This window comes from Cohnella candidum, from assembly GCF_003713065.1.
Taxonomy (GTDB): domain Bacteria; phylum Bacillota; class Bacilli; order Paenibacillales; family Paenibacillaceae; genus Cohnella; species Cohnella candidum.
Map to the genome: position 1 here is coordinate 4,873,562 of NZ_CP033433.1, position 18,615 is coordinate 4,892,176.

20 protein-coding genes and 1 riboswitch are annotated in these 18,615 nt (G+C 55.7%); of the genes, 18 read left to right on the plus strand and 2 right to left on the minus strand.

Going from position 1 to position 18,615, the window contains the following annotated elements:
* Nucleotides 1–140: 140 nt before the first annotated feature.
* On the plus strand, nt 141–1,088 hold the full coding sequence (locus EAV92_RS22590; RefSeq protein ID WP_123043172.1) for a ribose-phosphate diphosphokinase: 948 nt from the start codon (nt 141–143) through the stop codon (nt 1,086–1,088).
* A gap of 49 nt (nt 1,089–1,137) precedes the next feature.
* Here EAV92_RS22590 and EAV92_RS22595 read toward each other — a convergent pair whose 3' ends face one another.
* A complete protein-coding gene (locus EAV92_RS22595) occupies nt 1,138–1,902 on the minus strand; it encodes a hypothetical protein (protein ID WP_206424254.1) in 765 nt (254 codons plus the stop codon).
* Nucleotides 1,903–2,298: 396 nt separating this feature from the next.
* On the opposite strand from EAV92_RS22595, the gene coxB reads away from it, so the two are divergent.
* From coxB to EAV92_RS22635, 8 genes are all read left to right on the plus strand, one after another.
* Complete coding sequence (gene coxB, locus EAV92_RS22600; RefSeq protein WP_241158358.1) at nt 2,299–3,351, plus strand: cytochrome c oxidase subunit II; 1,053 nt, start codon at nt 2,299–2,301, stop codon at nt 3,349–3,351.
* A gap of 99 nt (nt 3,352–3,450) precedes the next feature.
* The gene (gene ctaD, locus EAV92_RS22605) at nt 3,451–5,247 is read left to right on the plus strand and encodes a cytochrome c oxidase subunit I (RefSeq protein ID WP_123043173.1); all 1,797 of its coding nucleotides are present in this window, start codon (nt 3,451–3,453) and stop codon (nt 5,245–5,247) included.
* A complete protein-coding gene (locus EAV92_RS22610) occupies nt 5,244–5,861 on the plus strand; it encodes a cytochrome (ubi)quinol oxidase subunit III (protein ID WP_123043174.1) in 618 nt (205 codons plus the stop codon). The genes ctaD and EAV92_RS22610 overlap by 4 nt, the downstream gene beginning before the upstream one ends.
* A 4-nt stretch (nt 5,862–5,865) precedes the next feature.
* Complete coding sequence (locus EAV92_RS22615; RefSeq protein ID WP_123043175.1) at nt 5,866–6,183, plus strand: cytochrome C oxidase subunit IV family protein; 318 nt, start codon at nt 5,866–5,868, stop codon at nt 6,181–6,183.
* Between the two features lie 131 nt (nt 6,184–6,314).
* Entirely contained in the window at nt 6,315–7,217 is a 903-nt protein-coding gene (gene ctaG / locus EAV92_RS22620) for a cytochrome c oxidase assembly factor CtaG (RefSeq protein WP_123043176.1), read from the plus strand.
* Between the two features lie 108 nt (nt 7,218–7,325).
* Nucleotides 7,326–7,784: a DUF420 domain-containing protein gene (locus EAV92_RS22625; RefSeq protein WP_123043177.1), complete on the plus strand. Its 459-nt coding sequence runs from the start codon at nt 7,326–7,328 to the stop codon at nt 7,782–7,784.
* Between the two features lie 231 nt (nt 7,785–8,015).
* Entirely contained in the window at nt 8,016–8,921 is a 906-nt protein-coding gene (locus EAV92_RS22630) for an HD-GYP domain-containing protein (RefSeq protein ID WP_123043178.1), read from the plus strand.
* A 76-nt stretch (nt 8,922–8,997) separates the two neighbouring features.
* A riboswitch (cyclic di-GMP riboswitch) is annotated at nt 8,998–9,083 on the plus strand.
* 42 nt (nt 9,084–9,125) lie between these two features.
* On the plus strand, nt 9,126–9,413 hold the full coding sequence (locus tag EAV92_RS22635; RefSeq protein WP_123043179.1) for a hypothetical protein: 288 nt from the start codon (nt 9,126–9,128) through the stop codon (nt 9,411–9,413).
* A gap of 51 nt (nt 9,414–9,464) precedes the next feature.
* On the opposite strand, the gene EAV92_RS22640 is transcribed toward EAV92_RS22635, so the two are convergent.
* A complete protein-coding gene (locus EAV92_RS22640; protein WP_241158359.1) occupies nt 9,465–10,460 on the minus strand; it encodes a helix-turn-helix transcriptional regulator in 996 nt (331 codons plus the stop codon).
* Nucleotides 10,461–10,535: 75 nt separating this feature from the next.
* Here EAV92_RS22640 and EAV92_RS22645 point away from each other — a divergent pair, with 75 nt between their 5' ends.
* The 9 genes from EAV92_RS22645 to EAV92_RS22680 all read left to right on the plus strand — a co-directional run bounded on the left by EAV92_RS22645 (nt 10,536) and on the right by EAV92_RS22680 (nt 18,610).
* Nucleotides 10,536–11,015 (plus strand): hypothetical protein, encoded by a 480-nt coding sequence (locus EAV92_RS22645; protein WP_123043180.1) that lies wholly within the window; start codon nt 10,536–10,538, stop codon nt 11,013–11,015.
* A gap of 13 nt (nt 11,016–11,028) precedes the next feature.
* Nucleotides 11,029–11,505: a GyrI-like domain-containing protein gene (locus EAV92_RS22650; protein ID WP_123043181.1), complete on the plus strand. Its 477-nt coding sequence runs from the start codon at nt 11,029–11,031 to the stop codon at nt 11,503–11,505.
* Nucleotides 11,506–11,682: 177 nt separating this feature from the next.
* A complete protein-coding gene (locus tag EAV92_RS22655) occupies nt 11,683–12,507 on the plus strand; it encodes an electron transfer flavoprotein subunit beta/FixA family protein (RefSeq protein WP_123043182.1) in 825 nt (274 codons plus the stop codon).
* Nucleotides 12,504–13,538, plus strand: a complete 1,035-nt coding sequence (locus EAV92_RS22660; RefSeq protein ID WP_123043183.1) for an electron transfer flavoprotein subunit alpha/FixB family protein — start codon at nt 12,504–12,506, stop codon at nt 13,536–13,538. Before EAV92_RS22655 ends, EAV92_RS22660 begins: the two co-directional genes overlap by 4 nt.
* On the plus strand, nt 13,522–14,817 hold the full coding sequence (locus tag EAV92_RS22665; RefSeq protein WP_123043184.1) for an FAD-dependent oxidoreductase: 1,296 nt from the start codon (nt 13,522–13,524) through the stop codon (nt 14,815–14,817). The genes EAV92_RS22660 and EAV92_RS22665 overlap by 17 nt, the downstream gene beginning before the upstream one ends.
* A complete protein-coding gene (locus EAV92_RS22670; protein ID WP_123043185.1) occupies nt 14,814–15,134 on the plus strand; it encodes a ferredoxin family protein in 321 nt (106 codons plus the stop codon). The genes EAV92_RS22665 and EAV92_RS22670 overlap by 4 nt, the downstream gene beginning before the upstream one ends.
* Before the next feature lie 14 nt (nt 15,135–15,148).
* On the plus strand, nt 15,149–15,307 hold the full coding sequence (locus tag EAV92_RS24675) for a hypothetical protein (protein ID WP_164472900.1): 159 nt from the start codon (nt 15,149–15,151) through the stop codon (nt 15,305–15,307).
* 176 nt (nt 15,308–15,483) lie between these two features.
* A complete protein-coding gene (locus EAV92_RS22675) occupies nt 15,484–17,244 on the plus strand; it encodes a hypothetical protein (protein WP_123043186.1) in 1,761 nt (586 codons plus the stop codon).
* A gap of 205 nt (nt 17,245–17,449) precedes the next feature.
* Nucleotides 17,450–18,610, plus strand: a complete 1,161-nt coding sequence (locus EAV92_RS22680; RefSeq protein WP_123043187.1) for an iron-containing alcohol dehydrogenase — start codon at nt 17,450–17,452, stop codon at nt 18,608–18,610.
* The last annotated feature ends 5 nt before the right edge of the window (nt 18,611–18,615 follow it).

Sequence of the window (18,615 nt, forward strand, 5' to 3'; positions counted from 1 at the left end):
TTGGTTGACAAGCTCCAAACCATGAAAAAAATGCCCTTGTCCGCTCATCGAGGAGCCGGAAAGGGCATTTTTCATTTAAAACGGGGGGCAGGCTCTGTTACAATGGGAAGAACCGCAGTCTACTTGGGAGGTCGGCTTCTTTGAACCAAGAGAAAGTCAAAATATTTTCGGGTTCCTCGAACATTCCGCTGGCCGAGAAAATATGCGAGCAATTGGGTTTGCCGCTCGGCAAGGTCAAACTTTCGCGTTTCAAGAGCGGAGAGGTTTACGTCGCGTATCAGGAACCGATCCGCACGTGCGACATTTTCATCATCCAGTCGCTGTCGCATCCGATCAACGACCACTTCATGGAACTGCTCGTGATGATCGACGCCGCCAAACGGTCTTCGGCCAAAACGATCAACATCGTCGTTCCTTATTACGGGTACGCGCGGCAAGAGCGGAAGCGGGCGCCGCGCGAGGCGATTTCGGCGAAGCTCATCGCGGATTCGCTGAGCATGGCCGGCGCGACGAGAATCATCACCCTGGATCTGCACGCGGACGCGATCCAAGGTTTCTTCAATATCCCCGTGGACCATCTGACCTCGCTGGACAGCTTCTCCGAATATCTGAGGAGCCGATCGATCCCGAACCCGGTCGTCGTGTCCCCGGATCCGGGAAGGGCGAGCATGGCCGAGAAACTGGCCAATTACGTGGACGCGCAGTTCGCCATCGTGGTCGGAGACCCGGCAGACCGCGCCGACGCGAGAGGGTTTAAGCTGGTCGGCGACGTCAAAGGGATGACGCCTATCATCATCAAGGACATCATCGATACCGGCAAAACCGTGCGCCCGACCGTCGATCTGATGCAGCGGGAGGGAGCTCTGCCCTGTTACGTCATCGCCAGCCACGGGCTGTTCACGAACCGCGCGCTGGAGCTGCTCGATCATCCGCACATCCGCGAAGTCGCGGTGACGGATTCCGTCGCCCATGCGGATACGGGCGGCGAACGGCTGCACGTGATTTCGATATCCCAACTGATTTCCGACGCCATCCGAATCAATACGCAGGGCGGCTCGCTCGCCAAGCTGTTCAAATCGGGTTTATGAGCCAAGAAAGCCGACTGCAATTTCGCAGCCGGCTTTTTCTTCGAAAGTATCACTTCGAGCCGGACGTCGGTTCCGACCCGACGCCGCCGGGAGAATCGGCGCCCGGATTGCGTTCATAAAGCGGGAGCGGGATATCCTTGCCCAGCGCGAACATGTACTGGACGAGCCGGTTGAAATCGGCGGTTAAAGGCGCCAGCGGCCTGCCGGCCCAAGCTTCTTTGGCGAACTCGACCAATTGGTTGACGTACTCTCCGTTGGCCGAAATGTGCACCTCGGTCACGCCCGGAGCGGAACGGCGAATTTCGTCCGCGATCGTCTGTTTCAGCTTGCTCGATAAATCAGAAACGTCTTTGTGGGTAAAATAGGAATTGTAGGGCGTGGCGGCATGGCGGTTGTCCCATTGGGAACTGCCGGTATCCACGTTGTAGACCCCTTCCATCGTGCCGGAGTTCTCCTGCTCGCGCATCGACCTGCCCCCGCGAGCCTGGGTGCCGCCCGCGGACCAGTCGGTCAAGATGCCGACGTAAGCGTTGCGGTCCGTCAGAAACACGTAGGCGGTATAAACGCCGGGAAGTGACGATACTTGACGGGACAAGGCTCCGCTGTATTCGAAATACCGGTTGTCGTGTTGCTGCAAGTCCGCCGAATATGCGCCGTACGACCGGATTTGGTTCACTTTCGGATCGTCGCCGTCCCGGCTGCCGTAGTCGTAACCGCTCGATTTTTTATAATACCCGGTATAGTTGCAGGCGGCCAAACAGCCGGCTATAACGACCGAAACGACGGACAGCTTTCCGAGCCGAAGCCAAAGCATGGGCGCGAACCTCCTCGCTGTTTCGCTTTAAGTAAGCTTAGGGTTTGCCGGCGGCAAGAAACTATGCGGACGCTCCGGTACATAAAACGCGCCACGATTGGCAAAAAGATGAGATGAGAAACGTTGCGCGAGAAGGGTGCCGGACAGGCGCTTTCAAGTCCCTCTCCGCACGTCGGTCAAGTGCGAAAATCCCTAGAGCGGCGCGGATTTGACAGTTTTGAGAACAATTTGTGAACTGCTTTGTGAACATTGACAAAATGACGAACGAATCTTTATATTAGTTAGGTGTGGATGAACGTGTGCGTGATGTCGTTCCAACATTCGTACAGAGGGCGAAAAGCTTAGAGCCGCTTGGGTTTTGGGCCTCCGCCAATACGCAAAATTGGGGTTGATAAGATGAATCGATGGAACGTGATGAAGCGCATTCTTCCGCTGCTCGCGGGTATGGCGCTGCTGCTGTCCGCCTGCGGACGGTCGGATCTCTCCGCTCTCGACCCGCAAGGGCCGATTGCGCAACGGCAATACGATCTGATGAAAATCTCGATCAGCATCATGACGCTTGTCGTCGTGGTGGTATTCGCCATCTGTATCTACGTCTTGATCAAGTTCCGCCGCCGCAAGGGAGATAAGACGATCCCGAAACAAGTCGAAGGCAACCATAAGCTCGAAATCATTTGGACGGTCGTTCCGCTGATCCTCCTTCTGATTCTTGGCGTTCCGACCATTCAATCCGTGTTCGGCATGGCGAAGGACTACTCCAAAGACAAGGACGCCATCCAAGTCAAGGTCACTTCCCATCTGTACTGGTGGGAATTCGAATATCCTCAGCTCGGCGTCACCACCGCCCAGGAGCTGGTGGTACCGACCGGCAAGAAGATCAGTTTCGAACTCGTGTCCGCGGACGTGAAGCACTCGTTCTGGATTCCGTCGATCGGCGGCAAAATGGATACGAACCCGGGCATGTCCAACCGGATGTACTTAGAATTCCCGAAGGAAGGCGTATACCGCGGCAAATGCGCCGAGCTCTGCGGTCCTTCCCACGCCTTGATGGACTTCAAAGCGAAATCCGTGAGCCCCGCGTCTTTCGACAAATGGGTCGCCGCGATGAAGGCTCCGGCCGTCATGCCGGCAGACGCGCATATCGCCGAAACGTTCCGCTCCAAGTGCCTCGCTTGCCACGCCGTGGGAGACCAAGGCACGAACGGCGCGCCTAACCTTACCGGTATCGGCGGCCGCCAGACGGTCGCGGGCATCCTGTACAACTCCGACGTCGTTAAAGATCCGCAATCGGAGGATAAAACGGTCGAGGAAAACCTGAAAACATGGATCACGAATCCCCAGAAGGTGAAGCCGGGCAACCAAATGCCGAGCGCGGCCGACAACCAACTGACCCAGGATGAAATCGACGGCATCGCCAAGTATCTGGCCGGCTACAAGCTCGATTATTAATGAAACGGCTTAAGAAGGGGGTTCGCGGCTTTGGCTACACATGCTGCACATGCACATACTCATGCCCACGGGCATGAGGTCAAACGCTACAAGGGTTTGATGGACTGGCTGACTACCGTCGACCATAAGAAGATCGGTATCCTTTATTTACTCGCTGGATTTATCTTTTTCCTGGTGGGCGGCTTGGAAGCCATCCTGATCCGGATCCAGCTCATGAAGCCGATGAACGATTTCGTCGCGGCGGATACCTTTAACGAATTGATCACGATGCACGGCACGACGATGATCTTCCTCGCGGCGATGCCGATGCTGTTCGCGCTGATGAACGCGGTCATTCCGCTTCAGATCGGCGCCCGGGACGTCGCGTTCCCGTTCCTGAACGCGCTCGGCTTCTGGACGTTCTTCTTCGGCGGCCTGCTGCTGAACATCAGCTGGTTCGCCGGCCAAGTGCCGGATGCCGGCTGGACGTCTTACGTACCGCTCGCGGGACCTACTTATAACGGCACCCACGGCGTCGATTACTACGTCATCGGTCTCCAGATCGCGGGGATCGGGACGCTGCTCGGCGGCATCAACTTCATGGCGACGATCATCAACATGCGTGCGCCGGGCATGTCCTTCATGCGCATGCCGATGTTTACCTGGGCGATTTTCATTACGTCCGTCCTGATCGTATTCGCGTTCCCGGTTCTGACGGTCGGCCTGGTCGCCCTGATGTTCGACCGGCTTTTCCAAGCCAACTTCTTCGAAGTAGGCGGCGGCGGGAACACCGTATTGTGGGAACACGTCTTCTGGGTGTTCGGTCACCCCGAGGTTTACATCCTGATCCTTCCGGCGTTCGGCGTCATCTCCGAAGTCGTCGCCACGTTCTCGCGCAAACGGCTGTTCGGTTACAGCTCGATGGTGTTCGCGCTCGTCCTGATCGCGTTCCTCGGCTTCATGGTCTGGGCTCACCACATGTTCACGACCGGCCTCGGCCCTGTCGCCAACGCGTTGTTCTCGATCGGCACGATGCTGATCGCCGTTCCGACGGGGGTCAAGATCTTCAACTGGTTGTTCACGCTCTGGGGTGGATCCATCCGCTTCACGACGGCCAACCTGTTCGCCATCGGTTTCATCCCGACGTTCGTATTGGGAGGCGTAACCGGCGTCATGCTGGCGTCCGCGCCGGCCGACTACCAGTATCACGACTCCTACTTCGTCGTAGCGCACTTCCATTACGTAATCGTAGGCGGTCTGATCCTGGGCATTTTCGCCGGCCTTCACTACTGGTGGCCGAAAATGTTCGGACGCATGTTGAACGAAGGTCTCGGCAAGTTGACGTTCTGGACGTTCTTCATCGGCTTCCATCTGACGTTCTTCGTCCAGCACTTCCTCGGACTGCTGGGCATGCCCCGCCGGGTTTGGACGTATTTGCCGAACCAAGGCTTCGACACCTTGAACCTGATCAGCTCCATCGGGGCATTCTTAATGGGGATCGGCACGATCGTGTTCGTCCTGAACGTGATCATCACCTGGGCCAAACCGCGCAATGCTGCAGCGGACGCATGGGAAGACGGCCGTTCGCTCGAATGGACGATCCCTTCGCCGCCGCCGGAATACAACTTCAAACAAACGCCGCTCGTACGCGGCATCGACGCTTGGTGGAAAGAGAAAACCGAAGGCAATACGGCCATGACGCCGGCCGAACCGCTCGGCCCGATCCACATGCCGTCTCCGTCGATCCTTCCGTTCATCATGAGCGTCGGTTTGTTCATCGCGGGCTTCGGCTTCATGTACGCCCACCACTGGTTAGCCGCAGGCGGCATTCTCGTCACCTTCGTATGCATGTTCTTCCGTTCGGTGTACGATGATCACGGCTTCCACATCGATCCGGAAGAGGAGGTGCAGGCATGAGCGCACATCAACACGCAGAAGGACAACTCCCGCACGAGCCGGAGAGAGCGACGTTAGAAGGCCGCAATAAAGTACTGGGCTTCTGGATTTTCCTCGGAGCCGAGGTCGTCCTGTTCGGTACTTTGTTCTCCGCTTTCGTCGCCCTGCGCCACCAGGTGCTGGACGGACCGCACGCCTCGGAGCTGTTCGAGCTTCCGATGGTATTCGCGGCCACGATGATCCTGTTGACCTCCAGTCTCATGAGCGTATTCGCCGTCCAGGCGATGCACCGCAACAAGGTCAAGGCGCTTATCGGCTGGCTGTTCGTCACGATCATCCTCGGCCTTTCGTTCTTGGGCCTGGAGATTTACGAATTCAACAACTACGTCGCCGAAGGCCATCGCATGAACACGAGCGCTTTCAGCTCCTCGTTCTATACGCTGGTCGGCTTCCACGGCGCGCACGTCGCGTTCGGCGTACTCTGGATTTCGCTGCTGATCGCCCAGATGTTCAAAAAAGGACTGACGGTCGTCACCGCTCCGAAAATCTACCTTTCGATGATTTACTGGCACTTTATCGACGTCGTGTGGGTGTTTATCTTCACCGTCGTGTACTTGATGGGAAAGGTGGGATAATCTCATGGCAAGCAACCATTCCGCTTCGGAGGAACAAACGAGACGCCACAAGGTCGAAGGACCCCAGAAGCATATCGTGGCATTCGTACTGTCGCTCGCATTGACGATTATCGCGTTCGCGGCCGTTGCGGCAGGCGACATCAACACCAATTTCACGTATTTCATTTTGGTGCTCATGGCGATCATCCAGGTTTTCGTTCAATTGGCGTTCTGGATGCACATGAAGGACCGGGGGCATCTGTTCCCGATCATCTGCATCATTGCCGGGGTTTTCGTCGTATGCGCGATGATCATCACGGCGCTGTTTTGGGTTTGGTGGTAAGCTCAGTCGGAATCGAAGAGAGGCGGACCTTGTACCGCCTCTCTTTTTTTAATGCGGGAGATTTTTCTTGGGCGATGGCGCGGTTTGGAAAGGCGCAGTTTCGGGAAGTCTTCTAGGGGAGTGAAAGCGAAATGCTGGGATTGGAATATTTCTCTTTCAGCGAGTTGTGGAGCCCTTTTTTGCTGGTCTTCATGATGGCTGTCGGAGTGTTATATACGTTCGTGGTCGGCCCGTGGAGAACAAACTTCAAAGGCAGCGAAGCGGTGCCGCTCAAGAAGCAGGTTACGTTCTTGATCGGGCTTGCCTTATTGTACCTGGCGCAGGGCGGGCCGCTCAGTCTGCTGGGCCATCTCATGTTCACTTTCCATATGGTGGACATGGCGGTTTCCTATTTTATCGTGCCGCCGATGCTGCTCTATGGGATTCCGGACTGGCTGTGGAAATGGGCGTTCGCGAGGGTCTTTTGGAGGCCTTTCCGATTTTTGATGAACCCGCTCATCTGTTTGTTCCTGTTTAACTTGATGTTCTCGTTCTACCACATGCCGAACGTACACGACTGGATCATGGTGCATACGACGATCCACGGATTTTTCTATTTCGCGCTGCTCGTCGCCGCCATGATGAACTGGTGGCATATCACGTATCCGGTCAAGGAATGGGCACGCCTTTCCCCGCTCTGGCGGCTCGGCTACATTTTCTCCAACGGGATGATCCTGACGCCGGCGTGCGTGCTGATTATTTTCGCGAGCGAGCCGTTGTTTGCCGTGTACAGCGATCCTAACGTATGGGCGCAGGCGATGCGGTACTGCGTGTCCGGGGATCCGGCGGCGCTGCTATCCCAGTTCAAGGGAGGACCGGCATTTTTCAACTTGATGACGGCCCAAGAGGACCAACAGCTCGGCGGCATCATCATGAAATTCCTGCAGGAGTTCATGAATATCGGGTCGTTGTTCGTCATCTTCATGAGATGGTACCGTCAAGAGCGGGACAAGGAAGACCAGCCCGGACTGGACGACGCGGCGGGAGCGATCTAAAAAGCAACAATATGTGACGCTTCGCCGCTTGGCGTTGTGGACGGCTGGCCGGAGTTGTACAATGATGGGAGTCGTAGAAAATCGGTCGATTGGACGGGTGGTTCCCTCATGGATTGGTACAACGTTTTGCCGGCGATCAGCACGTCGTTCATTGCGCTAAGCGCGATTTTGGTCGCGATCGGATGGAACTTGATTTTGCGGAAGAAGAGAGAGGCGCACCGGAAAGTCATGCTTGCGGCAGCGGCGGCAGCTCTGATTTTCTTCATCATCTATTTGTCCCGTACCATCTTCGTAGGGAATACGGAATGGGGCGGGCCGGACAGTTTGAAGCCGATCTATCTCGTCTTCCTGCTGTTCCATATCGTACTCGCGGCAGTTGCGGCGGTATTCGGCATCACGACGATCGCGCTGGCCTTCCGCCAGAAGTTCGCAAAGCACCGCAAATGGGGCCGCGTCACCGCGACGATCTGGTTCGTCACCGCGATTACGGGAGTGACGGTGTACTTCCTGCTGTATCAGTTTTATCCGGGCGGACATACCAAGCCGGTCATCGACGCCATTTTCTAAAATGCTGTTAGCGGACAAGCCAGTCTCCATTATGGAGGCTGGCTTTTTTACACCTGCTCCGCTGTTTTGAAGCGTTAACCTTTAACCAGGTTGAATAGTGGCTGTGGTCCGCAGACAGCCGACCTGTCGGTAACGGCTGACGCTCGCTCCCGATTTCTGTATTATCTCCCTTCCCACGCCCTTCGAGTGTTATACTGAAAACAAAAAAGTCACCGTGAGGATGTGAGGGACATGGGGATCAGCATCATTCGGAATGGCGAATTCATCGAGAGCGTATCCACCAAAGGCGCCGTCCTATCCCTGGTCGCTTCCGGCGACGGTACGGAGATCATTCACCACAAACTGGAGGCCGGGTACAAAGTTTGGGTCGCTCCAGAGGAAGGCTGGATGGCGCTGGAACACGCGCATATTCTCTCCGGAGAGTTGGTTTGGAAGAAGTCGGACGGAGACGTCGTGCTCGGGCCAGGGGACTCCATTACCGCTCATATGGTTACCGAAATGGCCCTGTTTATCGCTTCGACGGAAACCGAGTTTCTCTATATCGTTTCACGCCCTTATTTTCATAATTACAGCGGTTCCGTCCAGAAGTATTTCGATCTAGCGGTGAAAATCGAAGAAAAAGACGGCTACACCTCCGACCACTGCGATCGGATCAAACGGCTGTCTTTGCTGGTCGGAGAGAAAATGGGACTCTCCCACTATGAACTCTTTATCCTCAATATGGCCGGCTTTCTTCACGATATCGGCAAAACGCAAATCCCGGAGCACATTCTCAACAAACCCGAAAAGTTAACGGATGACGAGTACGAGCAGATGAAGCTGCACACGACATTCGGCAAAGAAATGCTTCAAGAAACGGGCATGCCCGATTTGCGAATCGTCGGAGAGGTGGTCGAGCAGCATCATGAGCGGTTCGACGGCAAAGGCTATCCCCACGGATTGAAGGGGGATCAGATTTCCAAGCTGGCGGCCATCATCTCGATCGTCGATGCCTATGACGCGATGACGATAGACCGCGTTTATCAGAAAGGACGGCCGCGGGAGGCCGCTTTGCAAGAAATCGAGCGGTGCAGCGGTACGATGTTTCATCCGGAAATCGTCAAAGTCTTTTTATCGCTAGGAGATCAATTGACGTAATCGAATTGACTTATTCGATAAAAATCGATATAGTAAACAAGCAAGTAATGGTAATCCTTTGAGAGAATTGAGCACTTCCCGATAATGGCAAACTTATCGAAAGATAAGGGCGCAAAACTACAGGGCCTTCCCGTCGAAGACGAATGGCAGCCAGTTGTCGAAAGAGGCGCTTTTTATTTTACGAACAACCGGAGGTGAAACGAAATGAAACGCACGCTGCTGATCGGCACAGTCCTTCTGGCTTGCCAGATGCTGTTTGCGGGAATGGCCGGCGCTGCAACGTATTCTTCTTCCAGCGATAAATACGTGAATCTCAATCTTCCTTTATCTCTTCCGAAGTTAGACACGGGCAGCCTGACGTTTAACACGCAACAATCGCTCTACAACAACGTGATCAACCCGACCGGCCTCTCTTACAACTACTACTATTACTGGGTTACGGTGAACGGAGATCCGGTTCTCGCCCTCGATCCTTTTAAAATCACGAACTGAAAAACTACCGCAGGCGCTGTCCTGGCGGTAGTTTTTTCTTTGTGAAACGTCTTATAACGTTGGCGGCACCCCTAAACGCTCATTCAAAATCACTCGCAGCTCATCGGGAATCCGTTCAAACGCGACCCCTTTCCCCAAAAACAAAAGCCAGTCCGCATAATAAGCCAGCGCCTCCTCATCCGTCACATCCAACTGAACATTGAAAATCCCGCTCGATTGGAACATCCCGGTAAAGGACAAAACGATTCCCGGCGGGTGCAAACGTTTAAAACGCTGAATCCCCCTCGCATCAAGCTTCACGACAAGATTGGCGTTACGTGCGATAAGCAATTTTTTGCTCAAAATCTCTTGCTCGGACCCCTTCATCTCTTTCTCGGCAATGGCCGAATCCCGCAGCATTTCAACCGGCAAATAACGAAACTCATCCGTATCCAAATCATAAACCTCGACCAGCCACTGAGCGTTAGAGTTGAAAATATGCAGCAAATAAACATCCATCAACTGCGGCCAGCCGGGGCTCTGCTCATAAGTCAAACGCAAGTGTTTATCCCGCATGGCAAGCGATATCAGCTGGTTCAATTCCGCAGGCGCCGCGTCATCCAGCTCTAGGAGATTCGGATTGGCGGGATTCGTATTTTCAAAAAGCAAGATACGATTCAGCTCGATCAGCTCGTCTTGCTGGGTTTGCGGCGCGATGCCGATGAGTTTTTCCGTGATGGAACGGCGATTTTGCAGATAAGGCAGCTGCGAATTTTTCGACGCGATAAAGCTGATAAAAATCGCCCTCAGTTCATCAGGCGTAAATCGGACGGAGGGCAGATACTGATTTTGCATGACGAAGTAGCCGCCGCCGCGGCCCAGTTCGGTCGTCAGCGGAAAACCCATCTCCTGAATCTCGTTAATGTCGCGGATCGCCGTCGCGCGGGAAATCTTGAACTCCCGCTGGATCTCGGCAATCGTGAAATGCGCGCGGTTATTGATATAGCGTATGATCAGGTTTACTCGTTCTGTTTTCTTCATGCTTTTATTGTAGCTTTGATTTTTCATAAAAGGTATCATTTTTTGATACATTCGGAATTTAGAATCAATCTTGTAAAATAAAACCTCAAAGGAGAGAATAAGATGTCTGACTACTCCATCAAAACGATCACGGAAAACTACAAAATGACGGCTTACGGTGTTTTGCTTGAAGACTTCAACGATTGGGCGGGCAATGCGGCAAAAACGGCAGCGAAAAAAGCCGAAGTCACTGAAAACGGCAAGCTTGCCGAACTCCTCGCGCTCGCTGACGGGCAAGAGTATCAAATCAACTACGTCATCGGCGGTAAGGGTTGGCGCGGTTTCGGCGTGATGGGCGAGTTCGACGCGGAAGGCGCGGTCGTTCTCGATTTCCTCGCCGGCGACTACATCGTCGTGCCTGGCACAGGCGCTGACAAAGACCGCCTTGCCGACGAAATCACCGGCAAAGTTTTCGGGGGCATGCTGCAAGAAATCACCGACTACAAATATGTGGGACCCGGTAACTCAACATTCGTCAAGGCAGCGGGAAATGGTGAATTCTACGGCGAAATGTGGCTTCGCGCGAAAAAAGTAGAAGGCTAAAGGGAGCGCTCACATGGCGGATTACACGCTTGAACACAAGAAGTCATTCACATTGACCGCTTACGGATTTTCAATGCGGTCGAAATTCCAAGACGTTGCAGCTATGCAAAAGGAAAAAGCGGAGTTTTGGGGCGGGCTCAAGGCTGACGGGCGTTTCGATAAGCTTAAAAACGCCGCGAAAGACGATCGCGAATGGTCGGTCAACGAGGTATATCAAGGCAAACCGTGGAATTATTTCGCGGTGGAAGCCAGCAAATCCGTGGCTGACGCAACGCGTATCATTGAGTTTCCGGATAGCGAGTACATCGTGGTCGCGGGAAAAGGCGACAAGGAAACTTTGTTCGATCAGCTGACTTACCGTGCATTTGGCGAAGTTTTATCTAAAATCACGGACTATGCTTACATCGGCGGTCCAAATGCGACATATCGCCAAGATAACGGCGACGGCATATTCTACGGAGAATTTTGGGTACCCGTGGTGAAAAAATAATCATACGCTGAGAATGGGGCGAATTAGCGCGTGACACGCGCTGACTCGCCCCATTCTCACGTTAACCTAAGCCACGCCCACTACACTCCTACACGCAAGGACAAACTCAGTTCTCACGGCTCCTCCAGCCTAATATACATTAGGGTATCGAGGAATCGGGAAACGGAGGATGCCATCATGCTGCATATCGTGGCCTGCATCAAGCAAGTGCCGGATACGAAAATCATCAAGATGAATCCGAAAACGAATACGATGGACCGGGCCAGTGCGCCCGCGATCCTAAACCCGTACGATGCCCACGCGGTGGAAGAGGCGGTGCGCCTGCGGGCACGGTACGGCGGCGTCGTCTCGGTGCTGACAATGGGGCCGCCTCCCGCGGTGAAGGCGATCAAGAAATGCATCGAAATCGGCGCGGACGAAGGGTACATGATCACGGACCGGGCGTTCGCGGGCGCCGATACGCTGGCCACCAGCTATGCCCTCACGAAGGCGCTCGAGAAAATCGCGACGATCCGGCCGATCGACCTGATCATCTGCGGCAAAATGACGATCGACGGAGACACCGGCCAGGTCGGTCCCGGCATTGCGCGCAGACTGGATATTCCACCGCTGACCTCGGTGAATAAGGTCGTGGAGATCAATCAGGATGAAGGATACGCCATCGTGCACCGGAAGCTCGAGGACGGCTACGAAGTGATCCGCTCGACGCTCCCTTGCCTGCTGTCGGTGGAGAAGGAAATCAACGAAGTGCCGTATTCGCCGCTGCCGAACATGCTGAGAGCCGCGCGGTACCAACCGCACATTTGGTCGGTGAACGATTTGCCCGACATCGACCGCCCGCAGCTGGGACTGAAAGGGTCGCCGACCATCGTCAGTTCCGTATGGGCGCCGGCCAAACCGCAAGGCGGCACAATGTTGGAAGGAACGGCGCAGGACCAAGTCCAACAGCTGCTGAACGTGCTGCTCGAACGGCGCGAATTGCTGGAGGTGGGGCGAAGTTGAATTTCGACGATTACCGCGGAGTATGGGTGTTTCTTGAGGAGAAGGACGGCGTCATCGCGCCGGTTTCCCTGGAGCTGCTGGGAGCGGGAAGGAAACTGGCCGACAAGCGGCAAACGGAGTTGTCCGGCGTGCTGATCGGCGAAGGCGTGACCGCGCTCGCGCAATCCGCGTTCGAATATGGCGCCGACAAAGTGTTCGTCTATGACGATCCGATCTACCGCCATTATCGGACGGAGGCATACATGCGGGCGGTGCTCGCTTGCGTGGAGAAGCACAAGCCGGAAATTCTGCTGTACGGCGCGACTTCTACCGGCAAAGACTTGGCCAGCGCGGTGGCTACCGACCTGCCGACCGGGCTGACGGCGGACACGACCCAGCTTGACGTGGAGGAGGATACGGGACTGCTGCTCGCCAGCCGGCCGGCATTCGGCGGCAACATCATGGCGACCATCCTATGTAAGAAGTACCGGCCCCAAATGGCGACCGTCCGGCCGAAAGTGATGAAAGCGCTCCCGAGGGAGCCCGGCCGCACGGGCACGATCATCGCGGAATCGATTCCCCTCCGGGAGGAGGACGTGCGCACGAAGGTACTGGAAATCGTCCGGGCGACGACCCGCCGCGTGCGCATCGACGAGGCCGATATCATCGTCGCAGGGGGCAAAGGCCTGGGCGGTCCCGCCGGTTTCCAGCTCATTCATCGTTTGGCCGAGACGATCGGCGCTGCGGTGGGCGCGAGCCGGGACGTCGTCGAGGCGGGCTGGATCGGGCATCACCACCAGGTCGGCCAGACCGGCGTGACCGTGACGCCTAAAATCTACTTCGCCATCGGCATATCGGGCGCGATACAGCATATCGTCGGCATGCAGAACTCGGGGCTCATTATCGCGATCAATAAGGACTCGGCGGCCCCCATTTTCCAATCCTGCCATTACGGCATCGTCGGCGACGCGCTCGAGATCGTCCCGATGCTGATCCAGGCGTTCGAAACCGCGCTGGGTAGAAAGGAAGAGGCCAATGCCGGAAAAGTTTGACGCGATCGTCGTCGGAGCGGGACCCGCGGGGATCGCCTGCGCGTATGAGCTTGCGAAAGCCGGGGTGAACGTGCTGCTGCTGGAGCGGGGAGAGTATCCCGGCTCCAAAAACGTCATGGGCGGCGTCCTGTACCGCAAGATGATGGAGGAGATCATCCCCGATTTCCATAAGGAAGCGCCCCTGGAACGGCCGATCGTGGAACAGCGCTTCATGATGATGGACCGGGCTTCCGCGATCACCTTCTCTTACAAAGGGATGGAGTGGGCGCAGGAGCCTTACAACAATTTCACCGTGCTGCGTGCCAAATTCGATCAATGGTTCGCCCAAAAAGCGGTGGACCAGGGGGCGCTGCTCATCTGCGAGACGGTGGCGCTGGAATGCATCGTCGAAAACGGCAAAGTCGTCGGCGTGCGCACCGACCGTCCGGACGGAGATCTCTATGCCGATGTCGTGGTGTTGGCCGACGGGGTCAATTCCTTGCTCGCCAAGTCGCTCGGCTTCCACAAGGAATTCCGTCCCGACGAAGTGGCGCTTGCCACGATGGAAATCCTCAAGCTGGACCGCAAGGTCATCGAGGACCGGTTCAACCTGGAAGAAGGCCAAGGCTGCACGATCGAGCTGTTCGGGGACGCCACGAAAGGCATTTTGGGCACCGGGTTCCTGTACACCAATAAAGACACGCTGAGCATCGGAGTCGGCACGTTACTTTCCGGCCTGATCAAGCATAAAATAAAGCCTTACGAGCTGATGGAATACGTGAAAACGCATCCGATGATCCGGCCGTATATCCAAGGCGCCGAGCCGCAGGAATATTTGGCGCATTTGATTCCGGAAGGCGGCTACCGCTCCATGCCCAAGGTCGCCGGAGACGGCGTGCTCGTCGTGGGCGACGCCGCGCAGCTCGTTAACGCCATCCACCGGGAAGGTTCCAACATGGCGATGACCTCCGGAAGGCTGGCGGCAGAGACGATCGTGGCGGCCAAGGAGCGCGGAGATTTCTCCGAGGCAACCCTTGACGCCTACCGGCAGAAGCTAATGGATAGTTTCGTGGGGCAGGACCTGAAGAAATACAAGGACGCGACGCACCATTTTGACAAGTTCCCGCAATATTTCGAGGAGTATATTCCGATGATGAACCGGGCGGCGAGCACCATGCTGACCGTAGACGGGGTACCCAAACGGGAGAAGCAGAAGAAGATTTGGAGCGAGATCGGTCCCGCGAAACGGAAGTTCAAAATCGCCCGCGACCTGTACCGGGCTTGGAGGGTGATGAAATGAGCGAGCCGGCGGCGGCGCAGGCCGCGTCCGTCCCCAAAGCGACTACGATCGAGGAGAAACAGTATTTGCTGCGCTTCAACGCGGATACGCAATCGCACCTGCACGTGATGGACGCGAACGTCTGCCTGGACCAGTGCCCGGATAAGCTGTGCACCATTTTCTGTCCGGCGGAAGTGTACAAATGGGAAGAGATCCGCATGCACGTCGGTTACGAGGGCTGCCATGAATGCGGAAGCTGCCGCATCGGCTGCCCGCACGAGAACATCAAGTGGGTTTATCCGAAAGGCGGGCACGGAATCGTCTTTCGACTCGGATAACGGGAGGGAAGGGCATGCTGAAGGTCGGCGATCGCGTGGTGTACGTGCCGGACGGCTCTCGGGGCACTGTCGTGGAGGTTCTTGAAAGCCTTTACCACATCGTCTGGGAGGACCATTTCAGCAGCTGGGAGAAGCCGGAGTCCTTGCGCAAGCAGGAACCGATGCAGATTTAAGGAGGAGCTTTTCCCGAATAAAAGTTCGAAAATCCTGCCGGAAAGGCGGGATTTTTCTTTTGTCCCGACTAGGCATTCTCCGCGAAAAGCTATTCATTTCCTCCTTTCCATGGACGATATATCGCTAAATGGCAAAAATCGTCCAAAAATAGCCAAAACGCTGGGAGCTGCCGAAAATGAAAATCAACAAGATGACGAAAAGCCTGACCGTAATTGCGCTCGGTGCCGGAATCGCTTTGCTGGCCGGGAAGGCCGGCGCGGATGGAACGAATGTACCGGACGCGTCGCAATTCACGATTCACAACGTGAAAGAGGATGCGGGCGACTCCATCGACATTTCCGGACTGAATGCCGGCGACGTAGTCAAAATTTACTTGGCTTCCGACGGTTCCGAGCTCGGCTCGGTGACGGCAACCGGAGCGACCGCCCAGATCAAAGGGCTCAACCTGCCGGCAGGGTCGGAAACGATTCAGGCGACCGTCAAGGGCGCTGCCGGTTCGGAGTCCGAAAAGCTGGGTTTAAACGTCGGACCGGCGCCGTACGATGAGGTTACGGTCAAATGGAATCCCAACGATCTCATTATTACGAACAACGCGGGCAAAGCCGATACGATCGTCCTGAAAAACCTGGAGCCCGGCAGCGTACTGCGGGTTTACGACAAAGCCGATCCAGCCTCGCGGAAACTGCTGGGACAAGCCGTTGTCGGGAAGAACAAAACCGAAGCTTCCGTCACGTTGAAAGAAGCGGGAGGAGCCGGAAATACGGACGGAAAAGTTTACGTGACCGTTACCAAAGAGCCTGTTGCGACGGAAGTCATCGTCCTGGGTGCACCGAAATCCGCGACGCCGGTCGACATCACCTACACGAATAACTACCTTCTTGCGGATACCATCAAGGTGGCGGGGTTAAGCCAAGGAGACATCGTCAGCGTATATCGGAACGACGGTACGACGTTGATCGGTAAAGCTGCGGTTGCTAAAAACAAAACGGAAGCCTTGGTGTCTCTCAAAAAAGACACCATCTCCGGTTCCGGCGAAACCGTTAAGATTACGGTCACATCGCTGAACAAACGTGCTTCGAATCCGGCTACCGTCGTCATCGGTGAAGAACCGACGACCGCCAAACTTTTGGATAGCAACGTGAACGTCACGAACGCCGCCGGCAAATTGCCGGATAAAGTGAAGGTGACGGGAGTTAGCGCGGGAGACACCATTACCGTGACAGGCTCCGGCGTCACGAAAGTGACGGGCAAGGTCGGCAAGGACAAGACGGAAATCGAGCTCGTGGTCAAAGGCTTGGCGACGAACGGCGGTTCGATCGACGTGACGGTGACGACGCCCGGCAAGAAAGAATCCCCGGTTCTGAGCAAATCGTACGATCCGGAAGGCGGGGCCGTCTCCACGGCGCCGAGCGTCGAAAACATTACGGTCGCCAATGTAGCCGGCAGCGACGATGAAGTAAAGGTCTCCGGCTTGGCAGCCGGCGACGTCGTTAAGATTTACAAAGGCGGAGCACTCATCAACACGACGACGGCTACCGATACTTCCGTGAAAATCTCCTTAGATTTGGCTTCGACCTCCGCGGGCAGTATCGAAGTATCGGTGACCAGTCCGGGCAAAGGGGAGTCCCCGAAAACGGCCAAAGATTTCGGCGCAGAGGTTCAGCGGTCGACGGCCCTGTTGTTAGAAAACGTCACGATCGTGAACCATCCGAACGGTACGAATGATTCGATCGCGATCAGCGCGGGCCTAACCAACGGAGACTCGGTGAAGATTTATTTTGTCGGTACCGACCACATTTCCACGAGAAACGCCGGCAGCTCTTCACTGAATATCAATGACATCAATCTTCCTTTCGGTCAGATCGAAATTACCGTTACATCTGCCGGGAAACTCGAATCCCTTCCTCTCCGTCTGGACGTTCCGGCGGAATCTTAATCGACACCCGCACCGACGAAGCATTCCTGCCGCAAGGCGGGGATGCTTTTTAACTGTTTAAATTTTAAACAATTATGTGTACTTTTGAGAAAAACACCATTGACACCTATGATAAATGTTTAATATAACAATACTATGCAGGTTATCAGGTGTGTCATTGATAGATAAAGCTCAAAAATGAAACAAAAATCGGGAGGCGCACATCATGACCGCTTCATCGCAAACGTACCAATTTCAGACGGCTCCGCAAATCATCGGGGGAGCCGGGGCGCTGGGCAGGCTTGGAGAAGCCTTGCGGCTGGATATTCCCGTTCGAAACGCTCTTGTTATGTCGCAACCGTCGATGTTTAAACAAGGATTCGTGACCCAGGTGCAGAGCCAACTTGAAAAGCGCGGGATCGTATGCGCGGTGATTCGCGACGTCATGCCGGAGCCGACTGCCGATCATATCCGGGACTTATGCGGACGTTTCAGGGACAGCCGCTTCGATCTGATCGTCGGACTTGGCGGGGGCAGCGCCCTTGACGTGGCCAAGCTGATTTCAGTGCTGCTGACGAACGAGCAGGACGTTGAGGAAATGCTGGGTGTCGACAAGGTGGAGAAACCGGGTATTCCGACCGTCCTCATTCCGTCAACGGCCGGTACGGGATCGGAAGTAACGCCGAATGCGATCGTGACGCTCCCGGACCAGGAGCTGAAGATCGGCGTGGTGAGCCGTTATTTGCTTCCCCGCCTGGTGATCCTCGATCCGCTTCTGACGAGAGAGCTTCCTCATCATCATACGGCGGCTACCGGGATGGACGCCTTTACCCACGCCATCGAATCCTATATTTCCAACAAAGCGAATCCCATTAGCGATACATTCGCGCTCGAGAGTATCCGCCTGATCTCCCGGAATATCCTGGCCGCTTACCGGGACGGGGGCGACATGGCCGCTCGCGAACGCATGCTCCTCGGTTCCATGTACGGCGGAATGGCGCTTACGGGTTCTGGCACCGCTGCCGTGCACGCGTTGGCATATCCGCTGGGCGGCAAATTCAATATTCCCCATGGCGTGGCGAATTCCATGCTATTGCCCCATGTTATGGATTTCAACAAGGCGGAAGCGGGCGAGCGGTTGAGAGACGTGGCAGAGGCCATGGGACTCGAAGGTGCGTCCCGGAACGCCGAGGGGGTCATTCGGCAAATCGAGCAATGGACCCGGGAGCTTGCCATCCCGCAGGATCTGCGGACTTTCGGAGTCAGCGGGGAAGACGTGCCGGCCTTGGCGCAAGCGGCGATGAAGGTCACCCGGTTGATGCAGAACAACCCGCGGGCGATGACGGTAGAGGACGTGGAAGCCGTCTATCGTCTGTTGCTGCCCTGACCCAC